Here is a 22,529-nt window from a genome sequence, read left to right as displayed (position 1 = left end):
GCCGGCCCCTCGATCGTGCAAGCGCATGGTATCACTATGCGGCCCGGTCGATCGCAAACTCAAGCCGGGCGCGCCACCCCGGCGAACCGCCATCCGCGCCGTGCGTTTCCTCGCCAGAGCAGGGAGCGCCAGCCATGCAGGACGCGGTCGTCACCAGCAATCACCAGCCGGGTGTCCGCCACGCCACGATCGAGGTCGACGGGGTCGAGATCTTCTATCGCGAGGCCGGGCCTCCCGAGGCACCCGTCCTCCTGCTGCCGCACGGCTATCCCTGCTCGTCCTACGAGTTCCGCAACCTGCTACCGGCCCTGGCCGATCGCTGGCGGCTGGTCGCGCCCGACTATCCCGGCTTCGGCTACAGCGCGACGCCGGAGGATTTCAGCTATGATTACGAAGGCTATTCGCGGCTGCTCGAGCGTTTCGCGGACCGGCTCGACCTGACCCGCTTCGCGCTCTACCTGCACGACTACGGCACCTGGATCGGGCTGAAGCTCGCCCGGCGGGCACCGCAGCGGATCACCGGCCTGATCATCCAGAACGGCGACATCTACGAGGATGCGCTCGGGCCGAAATACGCCGGGATGAAGGAATACTGGCGCAGGCCGACGCCGGAGGGCCGCCGGACGCTGGAAGACGCGGTGAGCGAGCGGGGCTTTCGCGAAGAGTTCCTCAACGAGGTCGGTCCCGAGATCGAGAATCGCATCCCGCCCGACCTCTGGAAGCTCCACTGGCCGCTGATGAACACGCCGAAACGGCGCGAGATCAGCGTCGGGCTGATGGAGGTCTGGAAAGAGAATTTCGACTGGTTCCCACGCTACCAGGCCTATCTGCGCGAGCACCAGCCGCCGACGCTGATCGTCTGGGGCCCGCAGGACGGCTACATGCCGGAGGGCTCCGCCCGTGCCTATCTGCGCGACCTACCGCAAGCCGAACTGCATCTGCTCGATGGCGGCCACTGGCTGCTGGAGACCCATCTCGACGAGGTCGTGGCGCTGATCCGGCCCTTCCTCGGCCGGCTCGAGCAGCCTGGCCGCCGGCCGCTCACGGCCTGATCGCGGCAGCGAGCGACAGGAGCAGCAGCGCGGCGAAGACGAGATTGACGACGCGGTTGCTCCGGGGATCGCGGAACAGCCCGGTCAGGGCCGAGCCGGCCAGCAGCCAGACGATGTTGACCGCGGCGATCACGAGCAGGAGCAAGCCGATCTTGAGGCCGGCCTCGGCCGCCGGCTGCTGCGGCAGCAGCGCGAAGCCGGAGAACAAGGCCGCCATCGCCGCATAGCCCTTCGGATTGACCAGGGAGAGCGCGACGCCGGCGGCGAAGGACGGCGCGGCCGAGTCGCGGCCAGCCTCGGCCAATGGCGGCGCGGTCGCGATGCGGAAGGCGAGGTGGAGGAAATAGAGCGCCACCAGGATGGTGACGAGCGGCGCGAGACCGGGCAGTGCCAGGATGAAGGCGACGACGCCGGCCGCGGTCAGCGCCATCACCGCGAGCATGCCGAGCGTGATGCCGGCGCCATAGGCCAGGCCGCGGCGCAGGCCGAAAGCCGCGCCCGTTGCGGTCAGGCTCAGCGTCGCCGGACCGGGGCTGCCGGTGAGGGCGATCCCGGCGATCAGGAACCCGGCCAGACCGTCCATGATCACCCTCCGCGGCTCTCGAGCGCTTGCGAAGGAAAGCAGCGAAAGCCGCCGCAGGTCTTGAATGTTCGTGCGCCTATTCCGCCGCCTTCGGCATTGCCAACGCGGCGACCGAGCCGTCGCGCAGACGCTTGAGCAATTCGGCCTCCTCGGCCTTGGCAGCCATGAGATGGCGCTCCTTGACGTGGCCGAAGCCGCGGATCTTCTCGGGGATCGCGGCGAGCGCGACGCAGAGCGCGTGGCTCTGGGGGGTCAGCTTCGCCAGGATCTCGGCGATCAGCGCCTCGTAATCTGCGATCAGCCGGCGCTCGGTCCGGCGTTCGCTGGTATAGCCGAACACGTCGAAAGTACCGCCGCGCAGGCCTTTCAGCTTCGCCAGCAGGCCGAAAGCGCCCATCATCCACGGGCCGAAGCTCAGCTTGCGCGGCAGGCCGGTATGCGGATCACGTTTGGCGAGCAGCGGCGGGGCGAGATGGAATTCGAGCCGCAGCTTTTGACCGGAAGCGCTGCTCTGCTCGAACGTCGCGGCGAGCTGCCTGCGGAAGGCGCCGTCGCTGTAGAGCCGGGCGACCTCGTACTCGTCCTTGTAGGCCATCAGCTTGAAGAGATAGCGGGCGACCGCCTCGGCCAGCGCGCTCTGGCCGGGGACGATGCTCGCCTCCCTCATCCGGACCGTCTCGACGAGATCACGATAGTGCGCCGCATAGGCGGCGTTCTGGTAGCCGGTGAGGAAGTCGACACGGCGCGCGACGATCTCGTCGAGCGTCTGCGAGATCCGGCGGGCCGGGGTCGGCGCCCTGGCCTCGGCGAGGACCGAGGCGAGCGCGGCCGGATCGTGCGCGGCGCGGCGGCCGAGCTCGAAGGCCTGCCGGTTCATCGCGACCGCCTCGCCGTTGAGCTCGATCGCCCGCAGCAGCGCGGCGCGGGAGAGCGGCACGGCGCCGAACTGCCAGGCATAGCCGAGCATGAACATGTTGGCGGCGATGGCATTGCCGAGAAGGGTCGTCGCCGCCGCCGTCGCATCGACGAGATGGGTGTTGTCGCGGCCGGCGGCCGCCAGGATCGCGCGCTTCAGCCGTTCGGTCGGCAGCGAGAAATCGGCGTTGCGGGTGAAGTCGCCCGGCATCGCCTCGGCGGTGTTGACGACCACGGCGGAGCGGCCCGGGCGGATCGCGCCCAGCACCTTCTTCGAGCCGGTGACGGTGAGATCGCAGCCGAGCACGAGGTCGGCCTGGCCGGCGGCGACGCGGATGGCGTGGATCTCGTCCGGAGTGGGGGCGAGGCGGACATGGCTGAAGACCGCGCCGCCCTTCTGCGCGAGGCCGGCCATGTCGATCATGCCGCAGCCCTTGCCTTCGAGATGCGCGGCCATGCCGAGGATGGCGCCGATGGTGACGACGCCGGTGCCGCCGACGCCGGTCACGACGATCGCAAAATTGCGGTCGAGCGCCGGGACCTGCGGCTCGGGCAGATCGCCGGCACCGAGCGCGGAGGCGTCGTGCGCGGGGATCTCCGCCTTCTTCGGCCGCGCGCCGTGCACGGTGACGAAGGAGGGGCAGAAGCCCTTCACGCAGGAAAAGTCCTTGTTGCAGTTCGACTGATCGATCTGGCGCTTGCGGCCGAACTCGGTCTCGAGCGGCTGCACCGAGACGCAGTTCGACTTGACGCCGCAATCGCCGCAGCCCTCGCAGACCAGCTCGTTGACGATGACGCGCTTGTCCGGATCGGGATAGGCGCCGCGCTTGCGCCGGCGGCGCTTCTCGGTGGCGCAGGTCTGGTCGTAGAGCAGCAGGGAGACGCCGGGAACCGTCGCGAGCTCGCGCTGGACGGCGTCGAGGTCGTCACGGTGGTGCAGGGTGGTGCCGGGCGGCCAGAGCGTGCCGGCCGGGTACTTGTCCGGATCGTCCGAGACCACCGCGATGCGGGCGACGCCCTCGGCCGCGACCTGGCGGGCCATCTGGTCGGGCGAAAGGTGCCCTTCGGCCTGCTGGCCGCCGGTCATCGCGACCGCGTCGTTGTAGAGCAGCTTGTAGGTGATGTTGACGCCGCTCGCGACGGCCCAGCGGATCGCGAGCGAGCCGGAATGGGTATAGGTGCCGTCGCCGAGGTTCTGGAAGACGTGCTTGCGCGTCGAGAACGGCGCCTCGCCGACCCAGTTGGCCCCCTCGCCGCCCATCTGGGTGAAACCGGCGGTGTCGCGATCCATCCACTGCACCATGTAATGGCAGCCGATGCCGGCATAGGCGCGCGAGCCCTCGGGCACGATCGTCGAGGAGTTGTGCGGGCAGCCCGAGCAGAAATAGGGCGTGCGCTTCGCGACCTCCTGCGCCTCGGCCAGCCTGCCCTGCGCCGCGGCGATCTCCTCGAGACGGGATCGCAAAGCAGGATCGTCCCGATACTGGAGGAGCCGGGCGCCGAGCGCGACGGCGATGTCGTTGGGATCGAGCGCGCCATGGACCGGGAAGAGCCAGTCGCCCGTCTCGTCCTTCTTGCCGATCACCATCGGCTGGTGGGCGGTGCCGTAGAGCTCCTCGCGCAGCTGGACCTCGATCAGCGAGCGCTTCTCCTCGACGACCATGACGAGGTCGAGCCCGGCGGCGAAGGCCTTGAGCTCGTCGGGATCGAGCGGCCAGGGGCAGGCGACCTTGAACAGGCGGATGCCGAGATCGTTGGCGCGGACCTCGTCGAGGCCGAGCTCCTCCAGGGCCTGCCGCACGTCGAGATAGGATTTGCCGACGGTGATGATGCCGATGCGCGGCGCCGCCCCGCCCGAGAGGATGGTCTGGTTGAGCCGGTTGGCGCGCAGATAGGCGAGGATGGCGGCGCGCTTGTGCAGATGCAGGCGCTTTTCCTGGTCGAGGAAGTCGAGCTCGCGGCGGATGTTCAGCCCGCCCGGCGGCATGACGAAGTCGTCGGGAACCGTGATGCCGACCCGGTCGACCGAGCCGTCGACCGAGGCGGTCGATTCGATGTTGTCCTTGACGCATTTCAGGCCGACCCAGACGCCGGCGAAGCGCGAGAGCGCAAAGCCGTGCAGGGAATAGTCCATGATCTCCTGGACGCCGGCCGGGTTGAGGATCGGCATCATCCGATCGACGAGCACGAACTCGGTCTGGTGGGCGTTGGTCGAGGATTCGGCGGTGTGGTCGTCGCCCATCAGGCAGAGCACGCCGCCATGGCGCGAGGTGCCCGCCATGTTGCCATGGCGGAAGACGTCGCCGGTGCGGTCGACGCCCGGGCCCTTGCCGTACCAGAGGGCGAAGACGCCGTCGTACTTGCCCTCGCCGGAGAGCTCGGCCTGCTGCGTGCCCCAGATCGCGGTCGCGGCGAGGTCCTCGTTGAGCCCGGGCTGAAAGACGATGTTGGCGGGCGCGAGCTGCTTGCGGGCGCGGGCGAGCTGCTGGTCGAGGCCGCCGAGCGGCGAGCCGCGATAGCCGGAGACGAAGCCGGCGGTGTTCAGGCCGGCGCGCCGGTCGCGCTCGTGCTGGACGAGCAGCATGCGGGCGATCGCCTGCGTGCCGGTGAGGAAGATCTGCCGTTTGGAGAGGTCGTATTTGTCGTCGAGGGCGACGGCCCGGAGTCCGGGTTCGGCTGCCGCGGCGCTCTGCGAAGTCTGCTGCGTACCGGCCATGGCCGACCTCCCGACGATCGCATTCCAGTCGACTATAGGGACCGGTATCGCCGGTCTCCAATCCGATATTATGTCAACAAGGCTGACATAACCGGCTCGCGATCGTCAAATCACTCCGGGGTGATTCCAGACTGGTCGAGGCCGCTTACGCCGCGATTTGGCCGCCTTTGCGAGCGATGCCGGCCGAGCCTCCGCCAAGAGATTGCGGGGTAGGCGCGGGAGGCGCGCTTTTGTATGAAGGCTCGGCCGGATTCGCCGCAGATTCGAGGAAATTGCCGCGTGCCGCGTTACTCGCCGCTTCCGACGCTGTTCGCCGCCTTCCTGGCCTGGCTCGGCCTCGCGCTGCCGGCGCTGGCCCATCCGCATGTCTTCGTCACCTCGCGCACCGAGATCCTCTACGGCACGGATGGCGCGGTGAGGGCGCTCCGCCATCGCTGGAGCTTCGACGAAGCCTATTCGGCCTATATGGTCCAGGGTCTCGACAAGAACGGCGACGGCAAGCTGAGCTCGGACGAGCTGGCCGAGCTCGCCAAGGTCAACATGGAATCGCTGCCGGATGTCGGTTTCTTCACCATCGCCAAAGCGAATGGCAAAGTGCAGGAATTCGGCACGCCGAGCGAGGCCTCGCTCGCCTATGAGAACAAGATCCTGACGCTGACCTATACGCTGCCGCTCAAGGAGCCGGCGCGGGCAAACCGCTCCTTCGGCATCGAGATCGGCGATCCCACCTATTTCGTCGCCTTCGAGATCGGCGAGGAAGCCGAGGCGGTGACGGCGCGCGACGCGCCGAAGGGCTGCATAGTGCGGATCATGCGCCCGCCCAAGCTCGACGCGGCGACGCAGCAGCGCCTGGCGCAGGAGGACATCACCGCGACGCCGGACATGAGCGCCTATCAGGTCACCACACGGGCGCTGGTGGCATGTCCCTGAGCGCACCTGCCGCGCCGGGCCTGCCGCGCTGGCCGCGCCAGCTGCTCGTCGCACTGCTGGCGCTGGCCCTGGTCGCCGGGGCGCTCGGGCTGGTCGCCTGGCTGGCCAGCCTCTGGTTTCCGCCGCCGCCCCCGCCGCCGCGCAACCCGTTCGGCACGGCGCTGCCGCGCGAGGCGCTGCCGGCGACGAGCGGCATCGGCGCGGTGATCCTCGCCTGGCAGTCGAGCTTCTATCGCGAACTGACGGCGACGCTGAAGGGGATCGCGCAATCGCCGGCGGCGCTGCCCGGGCTGCTCGGACTCGCCTTCGCCTATGGCGTCTTCCATGCCGCCGGCCCCGGCCACGGCAAGGCGGTGATCTCGGGCTACATCGTCGCCGATAATCGCAGCCTGAGGCGCGGGCTGGCGCTCTCCTTCGCCGCGGCGCTGGTGCAGGCGCTGGTGGCGATCGGGCTGGTCGGCACGCTGACGCTGGCGCTCAACGCGACGGCGAAGACGATGGCCTCGACCACCTTCGTGATCGAGCAGGGCAGCTTCGCGCTGGTGGCGCTGGTCGGGCTCTACGTGCTCTGGCGCAAGGCCGGGAATCTCGCCGCGCTCGGTGGCGGGGGGGCGCACGACGCCGCCGCCTGCGACCATGCCCATATGCCCGGCGCCGAGGAGGTCTCGGGCCTGCGCTCGGTCCGCGAGATGGCCGGCGTCGTGCTGGCGGCGGGCCTGCGGCCCTGCGCCGGCGCGCTGATCATCCTCGTCTTCGCCAATGCGCAGGGGCTGCTCTGGGCCGGCATCGCCGCCACCTTCGCCATGGCGCTCGGCACGGCGCTGACCACCGGGGCGCTGGCGGTGCTGGCGGTGTTCTTCAAGTTCGCGGCGCTGCGTCTCGCCGGCGGCGGCTCGCTCCGGGGCGCGCGCATCATCGCTGGGCTCGAAGTGCTGGCGGCGGCGTTCGTCGCGGTGCTGGGCACGGCGCTGTTCCTCGGCCTGTGGGCGGCCGGGCAGGGGAGCTGACTACACCGTCATGCTCGCCCTTGCGTCGAACACCGCATTCGATGAATGAAGACGTGGATGGTCGGGACAGCCCGACCTTGACGAACAAGGGCGCACGAATCGGCTCTACTTCGCCGCGGCCTCGTAGACGAACAGGGTCGACTTGTCGTCGTCCGGCATGAAATAGGCGCGCACGCCCTCGCCCGCCGGCTCGACCCAGAACGGGTTCTGCGTCATCGGCAGGCCCGATGGCGACCAGAGCTCGACGGGCAGCTGGAAGACCGGGCGATTGTCCTTGAGATCGACGATCTCGAAGCCGCCGAGGCGGAAGACCGAGCCGTCCTTGCCGGCGCGGTAGTTGTTCAGGCCGGAGCAGAGCATCCGGCCCATGCCGATATAATGGCAATCCTGATAATCGATATAGAGCGCCGGATTGGCGACGCGCAGGCTCTCCGGCGCGGCATCGGCGTTGGTGACCTTGCCGTCGGCGCCGAGAGGCCAGGCGTAGAAGCGGCGCGAGCCCCAGCTGACGCCGTGCAGCGACTTGCCGTCGGTGTTGTGGACGATGCCGCCGACATGATCCTTGAAGCGGAAGACCTCGGTCGCCTTCAACGTCTGCGGATCGACCTTGTAGACGATCGACTGGCTGTTCGGCCGGTATTCGGCGACCGGGACCCAGAGATCCTTGCCGTCGAAGTCGATGCCGCCGGGATGGTAGATCGCGCCCTCGCCAAGTGTGATCTCGGCCAAGAGCCTGCCCTGGGCATCGACCTTGAAGAGGTGGCCGGCGCCTTCGCCGGTGTCACGGTCATAGCCGTCCTTCGGTTCGGCATAGCGCGTCGTCGGCTTCCTGATCTCGACCGAGGAAATGAAGAAGGCGTCGCCGATCTTGACCATGCCTTGCGGATGGTGCGTCGGGAACTGCAGCTCGATCGCCTGCTTCTGCGTCCATTGCGTTGCGCGCGTCAGCTTCGGGAGCAGCGTGTTGAGCGCGGGGTCGGCGGCCCCAGCCGTCGTCGCCAGCGCTGCGGCTGCGAACGCCATCACTGCGGTCCTCATCGCGATCCTCCTCCGGCTGCCCAGTTCATCGGGCGTTGCCGGGATAGTCGCGCTTCGTGACGGGGATGCAAAGCCGCGATCAGCGCTCCGCCAGCGGATCGTTCTCCAAGAGGATCGGCTTGCCATGCGGCGTCGCCTCGGCGGCGCGCTCCCAGGCGGCTGCGCGGGCATCGACGTTCGTCTGCGAGGCGAGGCCCTTCTCGATCAGAAGGTGCTCCAGCGCCTCGCACCAGCGCTCGTAATAGTCCGAGCCGTCGCGGCAGCCGCCATGCGCGAGCGCCTCGCGGATTTCGGCGCCGAGTGCCTGCGCCCATTCGTCGGCGCTGAAAATGCCGCGGTTCTGCAGGGCGACGACGAGGGCGAAGGCCTGCGCCTGCCAGGGCTCGGCGAAGACCGGGCCGTCGGCGTCGCGCGGGATCGGCGTGCCGGCGGCGAGCGCCTCGGCGAGGTCCGTGTCAGGCCGGCTCAAGATAGCTCTCCCAGGCTTCGATGCTGACGCTCGAGCTCGGGTCGGCGTCGCGGCCCCAGAGCTCGGGGCCGGTGAAGACGACGGTGTAGAGCCATTGCGCCGTCTCGGGCGCGCCATGGGCGCTGGTGTCCGGGAAGACATGGCAGCCGGTGACGCGCTCGATCACGCCCTGCTTGCCGCGGGCATAGCGCGGCAGGCGAGTATGGTGCTGCGGGTGCATCACGACGGTGCGGACCTTGTCGCCGACCGTGAAGCGGGCGGGTGCCTTCGCCTCGCGCTCATAAGGGAAGCCGCGGCGCAGCACGGCCGGCACCTCCTCGCCCTTGAGCACACGCTTGGGTTCCCTGCGCGCGCTGCCGGCTACACCAGAGGCGAGTTCCTCCTCGCTCAGGAAACCGTGCTGGACCAGCACCTTGTCGAGCGCCGCCAGCCAGATCTCGTAATAGCTCGACGAGAGATACTGGGCCGGCGGCAGGCTCTCTCTCGCATGGCGGATGCCGTCGATCGTCCAGGCGCCCATCGCGCCGGCGGCGACGTTGATCGCCAGGACCCGCTTCTCCCAGTCGGCATGGAAGACCGGCTCGTCCTTCTCCGGAACGACCGGGCCGAACCCCATCTGGCCGCCGAGATCATGGGCGCTGTTCATCGCCGGTCCTCCTGAATCTCTGGTTCTGGCGCGGGCTTCGACGCAAGACCGCTATGCTTCCGCTGAAGCCGCGCCGGGCAGGCCGACGCCGATCATCGAGTCGCGGCTGACGATCGAGGCCAGCTCGTCCTCGGTCCAGCCTTCGGTGCCCTCGGGGCGCATCGGAATGACGATGAAGCGGGTCTCGGCGGTCGAATCCCAGACGCGGATGCGCTGGCCTTCCGGCAGGGTCACGCCGAAGTCGGCGAGGGTGCCGCGCGGGTCGATCACCGCCTTGGCGCGGTAGGGCGGCGATTTGTACCAGACCGGCGGCAGGCCGAGCACCGGCCATGGATAGCAGGAGCACAGGGTGCAGACGATGAGGTTGTGCTCCTCGGGCGTGTTGAACACCGCGACGATGTGCTCGCCGCCGCGCCCGCCATAGCCGAGCTCGGCGACGGCGGCGGTGCCGTCCGCCTTCAGGCGCTCCGCATAGGCCGGGTCGCTCCAGGCCTTCGCCACGACGCGGGCCCCGTTGCGCGGGCCGATCTTGGTCTCGTAGGTGTCGATGATCGCGTCGAGCGCGGCCGGGTCGACATAGCCCTTCTCGACCATCAGCGATTCCAGGGCCTTCACCCGCGCCTGGATCGGCGTGTAGTGGTTGTCGTGCTCGTGGTCGTGATCGTGGTGGTGATCGTGGCCGCTCATCGCGTCCTCCTCTTCCCGCGCTGCCGTTGCGAGCCGCTTGCGACCCTATGCCAGCCTGATCCGCGCCGCACGCTCGAGCTTGACGGCGAAGGCGACGAGCGACTTGTCCGAGCCCTTCGGCCCGATGATCGACAGCCCGAGCGGGGCGTCGTCGCGATGGGCGACGGGAACCGAAATCTGCGGGAAGCCGGACAGCCCGGCAAGGCAGAGCAGGCGCAGGGCACGGTTGCGGAAATCATCGAGCTCGGGCTCGCCGGCAGCGACGAGCGGCGCGATGTCGGGCACTGTCGGCAGCAGCAGCACGCCGTCCCTGCCGAGGAGACGGGCGAGCTTCGAGCGGAACGCCTTGCGCACGCTCTCGCCGCGGGTGAACTCGGCGTCGCTGACCGCCTTGCCGAAGGCGAAGCGCTCGGCGACGCCCGGGCCGAGCGGCGGCGCATGGCGTTCGATCATGGCGCCGTCCGCCCGCCAGGCCTCGCGGCCCTGGATCCAGCGGAAGGCCCAGTAGAGCGCATCCATGTCGCGTACGGCGCGCACGCTCTCGGGCTGGCCGAGGATCGGCACGATGCGCTGCACGACATTGCGCAGGATGCGCTCGGCCTCCGGCACGGCCTGGGCGAACAGATCGTCGGCGAGCAGCAGGCGCGGCACCTCCGGCAGGGTCACGCGGTCCCGGCCGAGGACGGCATTGGCGGCGCGGGCGAAGACCTCGCCGTCGCGGGCGAAGAAGCCGGCGGTGTCGAGGCTCTCGGCCAGCGGCCAGACGCGCTTCAGCGAAAGCCTGCCATGGCTCGGGCGGATGCCGAACAGGCCGCCATAGCTCGCCGGGGCGCGGATCGAGCCGCCGGTGTCGGAGCCGAGGCCGATATCGGCTAGTCGTCCGGCCACCGCGGCCATCGAGCCGGAGGAGGAGCCGCCGGTGATGCGGCCCGGCGCGGCCGGATTGATGGGCGCGCCGAAATGGGCGTTCTTGCCGTTGAGCGAGAAGGCGAGCTCGTCGGTATGGGTCTTGCCGACGAAGCGGGCGCCGGCATCGAGGAAGGCCTTCACGATCGGCGCCGTCCTGGGCTTGATGCCCGACAGCGCCAGCACGGTCGGCGAGCCGGCGCCGGTCGGATAGCCCTTGACGTCGAACAGGTCCTTGACCGCGAGCGTCAGCCCTTCGAGGGGGCCGGAGGAGGCATGCTTCACCGCCGCTTGCGGATAGGGCACGAAGCAGCGGAACGGGTCGTTCTCGATCATAGGCCGTCAGAGTCCCCCTCGAATTCTGGTCAGAGCCCTTTGGCGTCGCCGTCCGAACGCGGATCGTGGGTCGCCTCGACATGGCCCTTCTGGTGCTTCACGAGCATGCCGGCATGGCCGAACTGGTCGGAATAGGCCTCGCTGTATTCCTCGACCGGGTGGCCGGCGGCGGTCAGCCGCGCCAGCAGCATCGGGTCGAAGCGGCTCTCCAGCTTGAGCGAGATCGAGCCGGCCCCCCAGGTGCGGCCGAAGAGCCAGCGCGGCGCGTCGACCGCCGCGGCGACGCCCTGGCCGAAGCGATAGCGCGAGAGGATCTGCGCCTGGAATTGCGGCTGCCCGTCGCCACCCATCGAGCCATAGCTGACGAGGCGCCCGTCGTCGAAGCGGGCGAGCGGCGGGTTGAGCGTGTGAAAGGGCTTGCGCCCGGGCGTCAGCGGGTTGAGTGCGTTCCTGTCGAGCGAGAAGGAGACGCCGCGGTTCTGCCAGTTGACGCCGGTCTTCGGCAGGATGCAGCCGGAGCCGTATTCCCAGTAGAGCGACTGGATATAGGAGACGGCGAGGCCGGAACCGTCGATCGCGCCCATCCAGACCGTGTCGCCCTCGCCGGGGCGGAACGGCCAGGTCGCGGCGCGCCGGCGGTCGATCTTCGCGGCCTCGCGCTCCAGCGCGGCCTCGGTCAGCAGACTCGCCGGGTCGGCCGCCATGAAGGCCGGGTCGGTGACGGTCCTGTCGCGGATGGCGAGCGCCCGCTTCGTCGCCTCGACCAGCCCGTGATGATGATCGAAGCTCTCGGGGCGGGTGACGCCGAGCCTCTCGAAGATGCCGAGGATCATCAGGGCGGTCAGGCCCTGGGTCGGCGGCGGGAGGTTGTAGACGGTGAGCCCGGGCAGCTTCAGCGACAGCGGCTGGACGGGGCGGGCGCGGAAGGCCTCGAGATCGGAGCGGGTCACGGGGGCGCCGAGGCGACCGAGATCGTCGGCGAGCTCGCGGCCGATGTCGCCGCGATAGAAATCGTCGAGCCCGGCATGGGCGAGCTGTTCCAGCGTCGCGCCGAGCGCGGTCGCTCTCCTGCGGTCGCCGGCCTTCGGCCGCTCTCCGCCCGGCCAGAAGAACTCGCTGAAGCCGGGCGCCGCCTTCACCGCCTCGACCTCCTGCGGCCAGGTGCGCAGCTCGGAATCGGAGATGACATAGCCTTCGGCGCAATGCCGGATGGCGTCGGCAAGCAGGTCCCTGGGGGACAGCCTGCCGCCGAGGCTGCCCGACAGGGCGAGCGCGGCCTGCCAGCCGCCGACCGCGCCGGCCACGGTGATCGCCGCGTCCGGGCCGCGGGCGGGCAGCACGTCATGGCCCTTCTCGCGATAGCGCTCGATCGTGGCGAGGCTGCCGGCCGCGCCGCAGGCCTCAATGGCGTGGACCTTGCCGCCAGGCTCGTGCACCAGCCAGAAGCCGTCGCCGCCGATCGCGTTCATGTGCGGGTAGACGACGGCGATCGTCGCCGCCATGGCGACCATGGCCTCGATCGCGTTGCCGCCCTCGGCGAGGACGGCGCGGCCGGCTTCGGAGGCGAGGCGGTGGGGGGCGGCGACGGCCGCGGCGGCGAAGACCGGAGAATCGGGCATCAGGCTCTTGTCGTGCGAGTCGGGCGGGACCATGTCCGGGCGGGCGCGATTTTGTTGCATGCCGCCGCCGGCTAGGCTAGGCGGTGCATGCATGAGCTCCGAGGGCAAAAGCATGGCGGCCGGCCGCACCAACTGGCGCAACGTGATCATGGTGGTTTCGCTCGCCATCCTGATCGCGGTCGAGATCTTCGGCGTCGCGCTGGCGTCGGGCTGGGCGCTCGCCGGCCTGTTCGAGCTCGGCCACGTCGTCGCCTACGCGCTGATGGCGCTGTTCTCGGTGTTCGCGGCCTACGGCCTGCTGAGCTTCATGCGCCGGGTGGTGAAGATCGAGCGCCTGAGCGCGCGCGGCTGAGGCTCAGCGGCACGGCCTCATCACCACCGGGTCGGCCTGGGGCGGCAATACTTCGTCGAGCGAGCGGCAGCGGCCGTCCACGCAGACCCGCCAGTCGGCGGTGGCGCCGGAGCGGCGCATCGCCAGCTCGGGCAAGGGCGGCAAGGCGGGCCGCCAGCGCCAGAAGCCGTCGGCCAGCGTCGCGCCGTCGGGCGGCTCCATGCCGGCGCCGGAGCCCTGGATGCGGGCCTCCACGACGACGAGACCCTGCGGGGTCTCCCGCCAGAGCTCTTCCCACACGGTCTTCTGCACCGAATGCCGCCAGGCGAGGGTGATCTCGCTCGCGCCGAGCGAGATCACCAGTGCCCCGGCGGCGAGGCAGATGCTCATGTCGCCGGGTGCGCCGCGGCCTTGGCCCGCCAGAAATGCAGCCCGACGAGCAGGGCGGCGAGGGCGAACCCGATCTCGTCGGTCACCGGCAGGGCCAGCACCAGGAAGGCCGCGGCCGCAGCGGCCAGCGCCCGCTCCCACAGCGCCATCTCGCGCTTCAGGAAGCCGATCGTGGCTGCGCCCCACAGGCCGATGGCGAGCAGCGTCTTGCCGATGATGTAGGCGGCGGCGAAGGCATAGGCCGTGCCGCTCACGCCCTGGACCGGCTGCAGCATCAGGGCCGGATCGTAAACCGCCATGAACGGGATCACGAAGCCCGCCATTGCGATCTTCACCGCCTGGAAGCCGATCTTGAAGCCGGATTCCTTGGCGATCGGCGCCGCGGCGAAGGCCGCCAGCGCGACCGGCGGCGTCAGGTCCGCCATGATGCCGAAATAGAAGACGAACATGTGGCTGACGATCAGCGGCACGCCGAGCTTGAGCAGGATCGGCGCCGCCAGGGACGAGGTGATGATGTAGTTCGGGATGGTCGGGATGCCCATGCCGAGAATCAGGCTGACGATCATGGTCAGCACCAGGGCGAGGAACAGCGAATCGCGGCCGACGGCCACCACCGCATTGCCGAAGATCGTGCCGACGCCGGTCAGGGTCATGGTACCGATGACGATGCCCACCACCGCACAGGCGACGCCGACCGGGATTGCCTGGCGTGCGCCGTCGGCGAGTGCCTCGCGGCAGGCCGCGACCGTCTCGGCCCCGCCCTTGGTGAACAGATTGGCGAGGATGAGCGCGACCACGATGCCGACGATGACGAGGATGCCGTACCAGAAGAAGAAGGCGCAGAGCAGGCCGAGGCCGACCCAGAACAGGACCTTGATCGCGATGGCGCCGATGCCGAGTGCGAGCGAGCCGCCGAGAATGAGCACGACGGTGAGGGCCAGGCCGACCGAGCCGGAGAACAGCGGTGTGTAGCCGGCGAAGAGCAGGTAGACCAGCACCGCCAGAGGCAGGATCAGGTACCATTTCGTCGCCAGCGCCTTGCCGGCGCTCGGCAGCTCCGATTTCGGCAGGCCGATGAGGCCGCGCTTGCCGGCTTCCAGATGCACGGCGAGGAAGGCGGCGGCGTAGTAGAGGATCGCCGGCACGATCGCGGCCTGGACCACCGCCGCATAGGGCACGTCGATGGTCTCGGCCATGATGAAGGCGACGGCGCCCATCACCGGCGGCATGATCTGGCCGCCCATCGAGGCGGTCGCCTCGACGCCGCCGGCGAAGGCGGCGCGATAGCCGAAGCGCTTCATCAGCGGAATCGTGAACTGGCCGGTCGAGACGACATTGGCGACGCCGGAGCCGGAGATCGTGCCCATCAGCGCCGAGGAGAACACCGCGACCTTGGCGGGGCCGCCGCGGGCCGAGCCGAACAGGCCCATGGCGATGTCGGTGAAGAGCTGGATCATCCCGGCGCGTTCGAGGAAGGAGCCGAACAGGATGAACAGGAAGATGAAGGTGGCGGAGACGCCGGTCGGCGTCGCGTAGATGCCTTCCGTGCCGAAGGCCATGTGCTCGATCACCTGGTCGAGCGAATAGCCGCGATGGTTGAGCGGGGACGGCAGATAGTTGCCGAACAGGCAATAGGCGAGGAACAGGCCTGAAACGATCGGCAGGGCCGGGCCCATGAAGCGCCAGCAGATGATGAAGAGAACGGCGATGGCGGTGATGCCGACGACGAGGTCGGACTGCGTCACCTCGCCGGCGCGGGCGACGAGCTCCTCATACAGGAACCAGTGATAGAGGCCGACGGCGAAACCGGTGCCGGCCAGCATCCAGGCGGCAATCGTTTTCAGGCGCGTATCGCTCTTGTGCTGCGCCAGCAGGCCGCCGGCGACGAGGCAGAGGAATCCGACATGCAGGGTGCGCAGAATCTGGTTCGGCACCGAGCCGCCGAAGCGGGCGAGCAGCTCGACGATCACGAAGAGCGGCAACCAGGCGAGCAGCGTCTCACCGGCGGGCTTGCCCCGGACCTTGCGCAGCGCGATCCAGCCGATCCAGAGCGCCATGGTCACGCGCAGCAGGTCGATGATCGAGACGCCGATGAAGCGATGATCGAGCGGCACGTTGAAGGCGGTCGCGATCTGGAAGAGCGAGAAGGCGACGGCGATCCAGAACAGCAGCCGGCCCTGCCAGCCGGGGCCGAAACCGGCCGGCAAACCGTGCTCGGGATCGACGAACTGCTCGGGCTTCTCCGTCGGGACGCCGGCATTGTCCGGAACGGCGAAGGGCCTTCCCGCTGCGCTGCTCATGTCCGTTCCCCGTTCCTGCGCCTCGGCGGCGTTCACGTGCTTCGATGAGAAAAAGCGAGGCCGGACGGACCGGCCTCGCTCATGCTTTCGATCGCCGGACTGATCAGGAGCCGACCTTCATCCCCTTTTCCTTGAAATAGCGCGCCGCGCCGGGATGCAGCGGCACCGGCATGCCCTCGAGCGCGCTCTCGAGCTTGATCGCGCGGGCGGCGGCGTGGGCGGCGGCGAGGTCGGGCAGGTTCTCGAAGATCGCCTTCGTCATCTGGTAGACCGTCTCCTCCTTCACGCCCTCATGGGTGACGAGGTAGTTGACGACGGCGGCGGCCGGGACCGCGGCGCTCTGGCCGGTATAGGTGTTGGCCGGGATCGTCGCCTTGACGAAGGGCGCGCCGGCCTTGTCGACCACGGCCGCCGGGACCTCGACGACGGTGATCTCGACCGAGGTCGCGAGGTCGCGCAGCGAGGCGACGCCGAGGCCGGCCGATTGCAGGGTGGCGTCGAGCTGGCGGTTCTTCATCAGTTCGACCGATTCGGCGAAGGGCAGGTACTCGACCTTGCCGAGATCCTTGTAGGACAGGCCGGCGGCGGCGAGGATGGCGCGGGCGTTGAGCTCGGTGCCGGATTTCGGCGCGCCGACCGAGAGGCGCTTGCCCTTCAGGTCGGCAAGCGTCTTGATGCCGCTGTCCTTGGACGCGACGATCTGGACATAGTTGGGATAGATCGCGGTGATGCCGCGCAGCTTCTTCAGCGGGCTCTTGAACCCGGCCTCCTCGTCGCCCTTCCAGGCGGCGTCGAGGGAATCGCCGAGGGTGAAGGCGATCTCGCCCTTGCCCTGCTGCAGCAGCTGCAGGTTCTCGACCGAGGCCTTTGTGGCCTGCACGGTCGGGCGGACGTTCTGGATCTTCTCGCCGTAGATCTTCGAGAGCGCGACCCCCAGCGGATAATAGACGCCGGAGGTGCCGCCGGTCAGCACATTGACGAAGTCCTGGGCGCGGGCCGCGACGGGCGCGGCAGCGAGGGCGAGGGCGGCGATGCCGGCCATGGCCCGGCGACGAAGCGAAACAGGCATGAATCCTCCCGAGGAACAGGTGCTTGCGTCCCGGCTTCGGCCGGGCTGTCGCTGTTGTAGGCCGCTTGCGGGCGGAAAGGGAAGCCATGCCAATGGGTAAGAGGAGAGCACGCCGCCTTTCCGCGCGAATTCCGCCCTGCTGCGGCCAGGAAGCTGCGGAGATTGCCCTCGCCGGCTGGACAGGCTAGCCGGGAACACCATCTTCCAGCGAACCTTTCCCGACGGAGCGCCCGCACGATGCAGCCGCGACAGCCGACCATGCCCCTGATCGACCGCCGCACGCTGCTCGCCGGCGCCGCCGGCACGGCCGCCCTCGCCGCGGCGGGCTTCCCCGCAGCGGCGCTGGCGCAGCAGGGGCTGAAGCTCGGCGCGGGCGAAGCCTTCTCCTTCGAGGGTCTGAAGGCGCGCGCGCGCGATCTCGCCGGCAGGCCCTATGAGGCGCCGCCGAACCCGAAGCCGGACGTGCTCGACAGAATTGACTACGACGCCCATGGCAAGATCAGGTTCAAGCCGGAGCTGGCGCTCTGGGCGAACGGGCCCTCGCCCTGGCCGGTGACCTTCTTCCATCTCGGCCGCTACTTCCAGAAGCCGGTGCGGATGTTCGTGCTCGACGACGGCCAGGCGCGCGAGATCGTCTACGACGAGGGCTATTTCGAGATGCCGGCCGATTCTCCGGCCAAGCAGTTGCCGCCGGGCGCCGGCTTCGCCGGCTTCCGCTTCCAGGAAAGCCGCTCCGGCCATCCCGGCCGCAAGGGCGAGAAACTGGACTGGCAGAAGAACGACTGGGTCGCCTTCCTCGGCGCCTCCTATTTCCGCGCCATCGGCGAGCTCTACCAGTACGGGCTCTCGGCCCGCGGCCTCGCCGTCGACCCCGCCGTCGCCGACCGGCCGGAGGAATTCCCCGACTTCACCCATGTCTGGCTCGAGACCCCCCCGGAGGCGGCCGAGCATGTGATCCTCTACGCGCTGCTCTCCGGGCCGAGCGTCGCCGGTGCCTTCCGCTTCCGCATGCATCGCGGCAAGGGCGTCGTCATGGAGATCGAGCAGGAGCTGCACCTGCGCAAGGACGTGGCGCGGCTCGGCATCGCGCCGCTGACCTCGATGTACTGGTATTCCGAGACGGCCAAGTCGACCATGGTCGACTGGCGGCCGGAGGTGCACGATTCCGACGGGCTCGCGCTCTGGACCGGCAGCGGCGAGCGAGCCTGGCGGCCGCTCAACAATCCGCGCCGTACCATCGCCTCGGCCTTCGTCGACCAGAATCCGCGGGGCTTCGGCCTGATGCAGCGCGACCGCGAGACCGGCCATTATCTGGATGGCGTCTTCTACGAGCGCCGGCCGAGCCTCTGGGTCGAAACGCTGGGCGAATGGGGCAGGGGCGCTGTCCAGCTGGTCGAGATTCCGACCGATGACGAGATCCACGACAACATCGTCGCGATGTGGGTTCCCGAGGCCCCGGCGCGCGCCGGCAACGCCTATAGCTTCCGCTATCGCCTGCACTGGCTGGCGGACGAGCCTTTCCCGCCCGCGCTCGGCCGCGTCGTCGCGACCCGGCTCGGCAATGGCGGCCAGCCCGGCACGGTGCGCCCCAGGGGCGTGCGCAAGTTCATGGTCGAGTTCAAGGGGCCGGCGCTGGAGGCCATCCCGTTCGGGGTCAAGCCGGAGGTGGTGCTCTCGACCTCGCGCGGCACCTTCTCCTACATCTTCTCCGAAGCGGTCCCGAACGACGTGCCCGGGCATTGGCGCGCGCAGTTCGACCTCACCGTCGAGGGGAGCGATCCGGTCGAGATGCGCTGCTTCCTGCGTGGCGGCGACAAGGTGCTGACCGAGACCTGGCTGTACCAGTACTGGCCGGGCTAGATCGGGTTCGATCAGCCTGCCTCGGAGGCCCCGGCCAAGAGGACGCCGTGCGCGTGCCTGAAGGGTGTTTGCTTCTCCGAAACGAGTTGCGTGGCATATCGCGTCGTCGGCCTGTCCGGAGATGCCCTCGTGGAAACCTCGCTCTATCTTCCGGTCAAGCGCTTCCTCGAAGGCCTGGGCTACAGCGTCAAGGGCGAGGTCGGCCATTGCGATCTCGTCGGGCTTCGGGATGACGATCCGACGGTGCTGGTGATCGGCGAGCTGAAGATGACCTTCAACCTCGAGCTCGTGCTGCAAGGGGTGGACCGGATGAGCGTCGGCGACGAAGTCTGGCTCGCGGCGCAGCTCTCGGCCAAGGGCAAGGGGCGCGAGAGCGATCCGAGATATCGCAATCTCTGCCGGCGCCTCGGCCTTGGCCTGCTGGGTGTCGGCAGGACCGGCGAAATCGCCATACTGGTCTCCCCGGCGGCGCCGGCCCCCCGGACGAATCCGCGCCGGCGGTCGAGGCTGGTGGAGGAGCACCGGCGCCGCCGGGGCGATCCGGCCGCAGGCGGCAGCACGCGCAAGCCGATCATGACCGCCTATCGCCAGCAGGCGCTGGCTTGCGCCGCCGCGATGAAGGCGGGCCCGCAACGGCCGCGCGATCTCAAGCCTTCCTGTCCCGATGCCCAGAAGATCCTGCATCGGAACGTCTACGGCTGGTTCGAGCGCTCCGAGCGCGGACTCTACGCGCTCACCGAGACCGGGCGCCGCGCGGTGACGGAGTGGCTGGCCCCGGCCCGCTCCCTCGCACCGGCGCCGGACCGGGAGCAGCCATCGCCGCAGCCATGAGATGCGGTTCGGGCGCAGCGTCCCTGGCCGGGCAAGCTTGTCTTCGACCGAACGTAATACTATATCATTCCGGATGGCTCATGATCACGCCCATCCGCGTCGTCCCGTCGCCGAAGCGCCCGGCTGGTCGCTGCTGCGACTCTCGGCCGGGCAGCGGCTCGGACTGGCGCTCGGCCTGATCCTGGTCCTGTGGGCGGCGACCCTCGCCGTGATCGCGTGAACGAGAGTAGAGTCCGCCCGTGTCCGCAATCCGTTTCCGCGATCTGACGCTCGGCTATGACCGCCACCCGGCGGTGCACCATCTTTCCGGCGAGATCGCGCGCGGCAGTCTGACGGCGATCGTCGGGCCGAACGGCGCCGGCAAGTCGACGCTGTTGAAGGGCATCGCCGGTGCCCTGTCCCCGCTCGACGGGACGATCGCGCTCGCCAAAGGCGAGCGGCTCGCCTATCTGCCGCAATCGGCCGAGCTCGATCGCTCCTTCCCGATCCATGTCTACGATCTCGTCGCCATGGGGCTATGGGGGTCGGCCGGCCTGTTCGGCCGCATCGGCCTGCGCCAGCGCGGCCGGATCGAGGCCGCGATCGCCGCCGTCGGCCTGACCGGGTTCGAGACCCGCGGCATCGGCACGCTGTCGGGCGGGCAGATGCAGCGCGCCCTGTTCGCGCGGCTCCTGCTGCAGGACGCGGACATCATCCTGCTCGACGAGCCGTTCACCGCGATCGACGCCCGCACCAGCGCCGACCTGCTCGCGCTGGTGCAGCGCTGGCATGGCGAGAGCCGCACCGTCGTCGCCGTGCTGCACGATATCGAGACGGTGAAGCGCGCCTTTCCGCAGACCCTGCTGCTGGCGCGGGAGGCGATCGCCTGGGGCGAGACCGGCGAGGTGCTGACGGCGAACAATCTGCTCAAGGCACGCCGCATGGTCGAGGCCTTCGACAGCCACGCCGCGCCCTGCGCCGCCTGAGCGGCCCGAGCAAAGACAAGGCCGATGTTCTACGACCTCCTCATCGGCCCCTTCGCCGAGTTCGATTTCATGCGCCGCGCGCTGATCGGCGTGATCGCGCTGTCGGTCTCGGGGGCGCCGGTCGGCGTCTTCCTGATGCTGCGCCGGATGAGCCTGACCGGCGACGCCATGGCGCATGCGATCCTGCCCGGCGCGGCGCTCGGCTATCTCGTCGCCGGCTTCTCGCTGCCGGCGATGACGCTCGGCGGGCTCGTCGCCGGCTTCGCCGTCGCGCTCGCCGCAGGGGCCGTGGCGCGCCTGACCGTGCTGAAGGAGGACGCCTCGCTCGCCGCCTTCTACCTGATCTCGCTCGCGCTCGGCGTCACCCTGGTCTCGCTGCGCGGCTCGGCGGTCGACCTCTTCCATGTCCTGTTCGGCAATGTGCTGGCGCTCGACGACGCCGTGCTCATGCTGCTCTCGGGGGTCGCCAGCCTGACGCTGGTCGTCCTGGCGCTCGCCTACCGGCCGCTGGTGCTCGAATGCGTCGATCCGGGTTTCCTGCGCTCGGTCAGCGGCTCGGGCGGCATCGTCCACCTGACCTTTCTCGGCCTCGTGGTGGTCAATCTCGTCGCCGGCTTCCATGCGCTCGGCACGCTGCTCGCCGTCGGACTGATGATGTTGCCGGCCGCCGCGGCGCGCTTCTGGACGGCCGACATCACCCGGCTGATCCTGCTGGCGGGCGGGTTCGGCATGGCCTCCGGCTATGCCGGGCTCGTCGCCTCCTATGCCGCCGGCAGCAATCTCCCGGCCGGGCCGGCGATCATCCTCGCGGCCGGCACGCTCTATCTCGGCTCGCTCCTGTTCGGCTTGCAGGGCGGGCTTGCGCGACGGCTCTTGCCGAGCGGCCATCTCCAGCGCTAGTTATGTTATACTGTTTCATATAGCGCGAGAGCCGCCATGCTGAACCGCCGTTCCCTTTTCCTGTGCCTCGCCGCCGGCCTGGCCCTGCCGCTGCAGGCCCTCGCCCAGGGGATTCCGGCCGGGAAGCTGCCGGTCGTCGCGAGCTTCTCGATTCTCGGCGACTTCGTGCGCGAAGTCGGCGGCGAACGGGTCGCGGTGACGCTGCTGGTCGGACCCGACGGCGACGCGCACGTCTATTCGCCGACGCCGGCCGACGCCAAGACCCTGGCCGGCGCGAAGCTCGTGGTCGTCAACGGCCTGAAGTTCGAGGGCTGGCTGACGCGGCTGGTCAAATCCTCCGGCACGAAGGCGACGGTCGCCACGGTGACGAAGGGCATCACGCCGCAGAAGATGGCCGACGAGCACGACCACGGTCACGATCACGGCCACGACCATGGCGGCGCCGACCCGCATGCCTGGCAGAGCGTCGCCAATGCCAGGCTCTATGTCGGCAATATCCGCGATGCGCTGATCGTGGCGGACCCGGCAGGCAAGGCGGCCTACGAGGCCAATGCCGCCGCCTATCTCGCGAAGCTCGATACGCTCGAGGCCGAGATCAAGGCGAGCGTGGCCCGCATCCCGGCGGATCGGCGCAAGGCGATCACCTCGCACGACGCCTTCGGCTATTTCGCCAAGGCCTATGGCATCGAGTTCATCGCGCCGCAGGGCGTCTCGACCGAGGCCGAAGCCTCGGCGCGCGACGTGGCGCGCATCATCCGCCAGATCAAGACGCAGAAGGTCCCTGCGGTCTTCCTCGAGAACGTCACCAATCCCCGGCTCGCCGAGCAGATCGCGCGCGAGAGCGGGGCGAAGATCGGCGGGCGGCTCTATTCGGACGCGCTTTCGGCGGCGGACGGCCCGGCCGGGACTTACATCGCGATGATGAAGCACAATATAAGCGAAATCGAAAAGGCGCTCGGCGCCGGCCCGGCCTGACCGG

At 69.3% G+C, this 22,529-nt stretch carries 21 protein-coding genes; 10 read left to right on the top strand and 11 right to left on the bottom strand.

What is annotated here, in order from left to right; all coding sequences use genetic code 11:
- Positions 1 to 134: 134 nt before the first annotated feature.
- Positions 135 to 1,052 (top strand): alpha/beta hydrolase, encoded by a 918-nt coding sequence (locus tag CS1GBM4_RS10250; RefSeq protein ID WP_186418598.1) that lies wholly within the window; start codon positions 135 to 137, stop codon positions 1,050 to 1,052.
- Here CS1GBM4_RS10250 and CS1GBM4_RS10245 read toward each other — a convergent pair.
- Both CS1GBM4_RS10245 and CS1GBM4_RS10240 read right to left on the bottom strand, forming a co-directional pair.
- On the bottom strand, positions 1,042 to 1,635 hold the full coding sequence (locus tag CS1GBM4_RS10245) for a LysE family transporter (RefSeq protein ID WP_186418597.1): 594 nt from the start codon (positions 1,633 to 1,635) through the stop codon (positions 1,042 to 1,044). The genes CS1GBM4_RS10250 and CS1GBM4_RS10245 overlap by 11 nt on opposite strands.
- Positions 1,636 to 1,711: 76 nt before the next feature.
- On the bottom strand, positions 1,712 to 5,266 hold the full coding sequence (locus tag CS1GBM4_RS10240; RefSeq protein WP_186418596.1) for an indolepyruvate ferredoxin oxidoreductase family protein: 3,555 nt from the start codon (positions 5,264 to 5,266) through the stop codon (positions 1,712 to 1,714).
- A gap of 279 nt (positions 5,267 to 5,545) precedes the next feature.
- Here CS1GBM4_RS10240 and CS1GBM4_RS10235 point away from each other — a divergent pair, with 279 nt between their 5' ends.
- Together CS1GBM4_RS10235 and CS1GBM4_RS10230 are read left to right on the top strand one after the other, a co-directional pair.
- Complete coding sequence (locus CS1GBM4_RS10235) at positions 5,546 to 6,196, top strand: DUF1007 family protein (RefSeq protein ID WP_186418595.1); 651 nt, start codon at positions 5,546 to 5,548, stop codon at positions 6,194 to 6,196.
- Entirely contained in the window at positions 6,187 to 7,203 is a 1,017-nt protein-coding gene (locus CS1GBM4_RS10230) for a nickel transporter (protein WP_186418594.1), read from the top strand. Before CS1GBM4_RS10235 ends, CS1GBM4_RS10230 begins: the two co-directional genes overlap by 10 nt.
- A gap of 105 nt (positions 7,204 to 7,308) precedes the next feature.
- Here CS1GBM4_RS10230 and CS1GBM4_RS10225 read toward each other — a convergent pair whose 3' ends face one another.
- From CS1GBM4_RS10225 to CS1GBM4_RS10200, 6 genes are all read right to left on the bottom strand, one after another.
- Positions 7,309 to 8,241 carry a DUF6454 family protein gene (locus tag CS1GBM4_RS10225; RefSeq protein ID WP_186418593.1) on the bottom strand — a complete coding sequence of 311 codons (933 nt, stop codon included), beginning with the start codon at positions 8,239 to 8,241 and terminating at the stop codon, positions 7,309 to 7,311.
- 79 nt (positions 8,242 to 8,320) lie between these two features.
- On the bottom strand, positions 8,321 to 8,659 hold the full coding sequence (locus CS1GBM4_RS10220) for a nitrile hydratase accessory protein (protein WP_186418659.1): 339 nt from the start codon (positions 8,657 to 8,659) through the stop codon (positions 8,321 to 8,323).
- 37 nt (positions 8,660 to 8,696) lie between these two features.
- The gene (gene nthB / locus CS1GBM4_RS10215; protein WP_186418592.1) at positions 8,697 to 9,356 is read right to left on the bottom strand and encodes a nitrile hydratase subunit beta; all 660 of its coding nucleotides are present in this window, start codon (positions 9,354 to 9,356) and stop codon (positions 8,697 to 8,699) included.
- Positions 9,357 to 9,407: 51 nt separating this feature from the next.
- Positions 9,408 to 10,043 carry a nitrile hydratase subunit alpha gene (nthA, locus tag CS1GBM4_RS10210; protein WP_186418591.1) on the bottom strand — a complete coding sequence of 212 codons (636 nt, stop codon included), beginning with the start codon at positions 10,041 to 10,043 and terminating at the stop codon, positions 9,408 to 9,410.
- A gap of 45 nt (positions 10,044 to 10,088) precedes the next feature.
- Complete coding sequence (locus CS1GBM4_RS10205; RefSeq protein WP_186418590.1) at positions 10,089 to 11,285, bottom strand: amidase; 1,197 nt, start codon at positions 11,283 to 11,285, stop codon at positions 10,089 to 10,091.
- 29 nt (positions 11,286 to 11,314) lie between these two features.
- Positions 11,315 to 12,904: a gamma-glutamyltransferase gene (locus tag CS1GBM4_RS10200; RefSeq protein ID WP_186418589.1), complete on the bottom strand. Its 1,590-nt coding sequence runs from the start codon at positions 12,902 to 12,904 to the stop codon at positions 11,315 to 11,317.
- Positions 12,905 to 12,995: 91 nt separating this feature from the next.
- Here CS1GBM4_RS10200 and CS1GBM4_RS10195 point away from each other — a divergent pair, with 91 nt between their 5' ends.
- Complete coding sequence (locus tag CS1GBM4_RS10195; protein ID WP_244607155.1) at positions 12,996 to 13,256, top strand: hypothetical protein; 261 nt, start codon at positions 12,996 to 12,998, stop codon at positions 13,254 to 13,256.
- Positions 13,257 to 13,259: 3 nt separating this feature from the next.
- Here CS1GBM4_RS10195 and CS1GBM4_RS10190 read toward each other — a convergent pair whose 3' ends face one another.
- The 3 genes from CS1GBM4_RS10190 to CS1GBM4_RS10180 all read right to left on the bottom strand — a co-directional run bounded on the left by CS1GBM4_RS10190 (position 13,260) and on the right by CS1GBM4_RS10180 (position 16,994).
- Positions 13,260 to 13,625: a DUF1850 domain-containing protein gene (locus tag CS1GBM4_RS10190; RefSeq protein ID WP_186418588.1), complete on the bottom strand. Its 366-nt coding sequence runs from the start codon at positions 13,623 to 13,625 to the stop codon at positions 13,260 to 13,262.
- Positions 13,622 to 15,925 (bottom strand): TRAP transporter permease, encoded by a 2,304-nt coding sequence (locus CS1GBM4_RS10185; protein ID WP_186418587.1) that lies wholly within the window; start codon positions 15,923 to 15,925, stop codon positions 13,622 to 13,624. Before CS1GBM4_RS10185 ends, CS1GBM4_RS10190 begins: the two co-directional genes overlap by 4 nt.
- A gap of 103 nt (positions 15,926 to 16,028) precedes the next feature.
- Complete coding sequence (locus CS1GBM4_RS10180; RefSeq protein WP_186418586.1) at positions 16,029 to 16,994, bottom strand: TAXI family TRAP transporter solute-binding subunit; 966 nt, start codon at positions 16,992 to 16,994, stop codon at positions 16,029 to 16,031.
- A 237-nt stretch (positions 16,995 to 17,231) separates the two neighbouring features.
- Between CS1GBM4_RS10180 and CS1GBM4_RS10175 the strand changes: the two genes are divergently transcribed.
- From CS1GBM4_RS10175 to CS1GBM4_RS10150, 6 genes are all read left to right on the top strand, one after another.
- On the top strand, positions 17,232 to 18,854 hold the full coding sequence (locus CS1GBM4_RS10175) for a glucan biosynthesis protein D (RefSeq protein WP_244607154.1): 1,623 nt from the start codon (positions 17,232 to 17,234) through the stop codon (positions 18,852 to 18,854).
- A 129-nt stretch (positions 18,855 to 18,983) separates the two neighbouring features.
- The gene (locus tag CS1GBM4_RS10170; RefSeq protein ID WP_186418585.1) at positions 18,984 to 19,685 is read left to right on the top strand and encodes a DUF2161 family putative PD-(D/E)XK-type phosphodiesterase; all 702 of its coding nucleotides are present in this window, start codon (positions 18,984 to 18,986) and stop codon (positions 19,683 to 19,685) included.
- A 73-nt stretch (positions 19,686 to 19,758) separates the two neighbouring features.
- A complete protein-coding gene (locus CS1GBM4_RS10165) occupies positions 19,759 to 19,905 on the top strand; it encodes a hypothetical protein (RefSeq protein ID WP_186418584.1) in 147 nt (48 codons plus the stop codon).
- Positions 19,906 to 19,924: 19 nt separating this feature from the next.
- The gene (gene aztA, locus CS1GBM4_RS10160) at positions 19,925 to 20,650 is read left to right on the top strand and encodes a zinc ABC transporter ATP-binding protein AztA (RefSeq protein WP_186418583.1); all 726 of its coding nucleotides are present in this window, start codon (positions 19,925 to 19,927) and stop codon (positions 20,648 to 20,650) included.
- Between the two features lie 24 nt (positions 20,651 to 20,674).
- Entirely contained in the window at positions 20,675 to 21,550 is an 876-nt protein-coding gene (locus CS1GBM4_RS10155) for a metal ABC transporter permease (protein ID WP_186418582.1), read from the top strand.
- Between the two features lie 36 nt (positions 21,551 to 21,586).
- Positions 21,587 to 22,525: a metal ABC transporter substrate-binding protein gene (locus tag CS1GBM4_RS10150; RefSeq protein WP_186418581.1), complete on the top strand. Its 939-nt coding sequence runs from the start codon at positions 21,587 to 21,589 to the stop codon at positions 22,523 to 22,525.
- The last annotated feature ends 4 nt before the right edge of the window (positions 22,526 to 22,529 follow it).

It is taken from the genome of Allobosea sp. CS1GBMeth4 (assembly GCF_900185715.1).
Taxonomy (GTDB): domain Bacteria; phylum Pseudomonadota; class Alphaproteobacteria; order Rhizobiales; family Beijerinckiaceae; genus Allobosea.
The sequence above is the reverse complement of the archived record's forward strand: the minus strand, read 5'-3'. Positions and strand labels throughout refer to the sequence as shown.

What these genes read in the sequence shown, in the direction of transcription:
- CS1GBM4_RS10180 (WP_186418586.1), bottom strand. Translation starts at nt 16,994, where the DNA reads ATGCCTGTTTCGCTTCGTCGCCGGGCCATGGCCGGCATCGCCGCCCTC.
- CS1GBM4_RS10190 (WP_186418588.1), bottom strand. Translation starts at nt 13,625, where the DNA reads ATGAGCATCTGCCTCGCCGCCGGGGCACTGGTGATCTCGCTCGGCGCG.
- nthB (WP_186418592.1), bottom strand. Translation starts at nt 9,356, where the DNA reads ATGAACAGCGCCCATGATCTCGGCGGCCAGATGGGGTTCGGCCCGGTC.
- CS1GBM4_RS10245 (WP_186418597.1), bottom strand. Translation starts at nt 1,635, where the DNA reads ATGGACGGTCTGGCCGGGTTCCTGATCGCCGGGATCGCCCTCACCGGC.
- CS1GBM4_RS10165 (WP_186418584.1), top strand. Translation starts at nt 19,759, where the DNA reads ATGGCTCATGATCACGCCCATCCGCGTCGTCCCGTCGCCGAAGCGCCC.
- CS1GBM4_RS10200 (WP_186418589.1), bottom strand. Translation starts at nt 12,904, where the DNA reads ATGCCCGATTCTCCGGTCTTCGCCGCCGCGGCCGTCGCCGCCCCCCAC.
- nthA (WP_186418591.1), bottom strand. Translation starts at nt 10,043, where the DNA reads ATGAGCGGCCACGATCACCACCACGATCACGACCACGAGCACGACAAC.
- CS1GBM4_RS10240 (WP_186418596.1), bottom strand. Translation starts at nt 5,266, where the DNA reads ATGGCCGGTACGCAGCAGACTTCGCAGAGCGCCGCGGCAGCCGAACCC.
- CS1GBM4_RS10225 (WP_186418593.1), bottom strand. Translation starts at nt 8,241, where the DNA reads ATGAGGACCGCAGTGATGGCGTTCGCAGCCGCAGCGCTGGCGACGACG.
- CS1GBM4_RS10250 (WP_186418598.1), top strand. Translation starts at nt 135, where the DNA reads ATGCAGGACGCGGTCGTCACCAGCAATCACCAGCCGGGTGTCCGCCAC.
- CS1GBM4_RS10195 (WP_244607155.1), top strand. Translation starts at nt 12,996, where the DNA reads ATGAGCTCCGAGGGCAAAAGCATGGCGGCCGGCCGCACCAACTGGCGC.
- CS1GBM4_RS10155 (WP_186418582.1), top strand. Translation starts at nt 20,675, where the DNA reads ATGTTCTACGACCTCCTCATCGGCCCCTTCGCCGAGTTCGATTTCATG.
- CS1GBM4_RS10175 (WP_244607154.1), top strand. Translation starts at nt 17,232, where the DNA reads ATGCAGCCGCGACAGCCGACCATGCCCCTGATCGACCGCCGCACGCTG.
- CS1GBM4_RS10230 (WP_186418594.1), top strand. Translation starts at nt 6,187, where the DNA reads ATGTCCCTGAGCGCACCTGCCGCGCCGGGCCTGCCGCGCTGGCCGCGC.
- CS1GBM4_RS10205 (WP_186418590.1), bottom strand. Translation starts at nt 11,285, where the DNA reads ATGATCGAGAACGACCCGTTCCGCTGCTTCGTGCCCTATCCGCAAGCG.
- CS1GBM4_RS10150 (WP_186418581.1), top strand. Translation starts at nt 21,587, where the DNA reads ATGCTGAACCGCCGTTCCCTTTTCCTGTGCCTCGCCGCCGGCCTGGCC.
- CS1GBM4_RS10185 (WP_186418587.1), bottom strand. Translation starts at nt 15,925, where the DNA reads ATGAGCAGCGCAGCGGGAAGGCCCTTCGCCGTTCCGGACAATGCCGGC.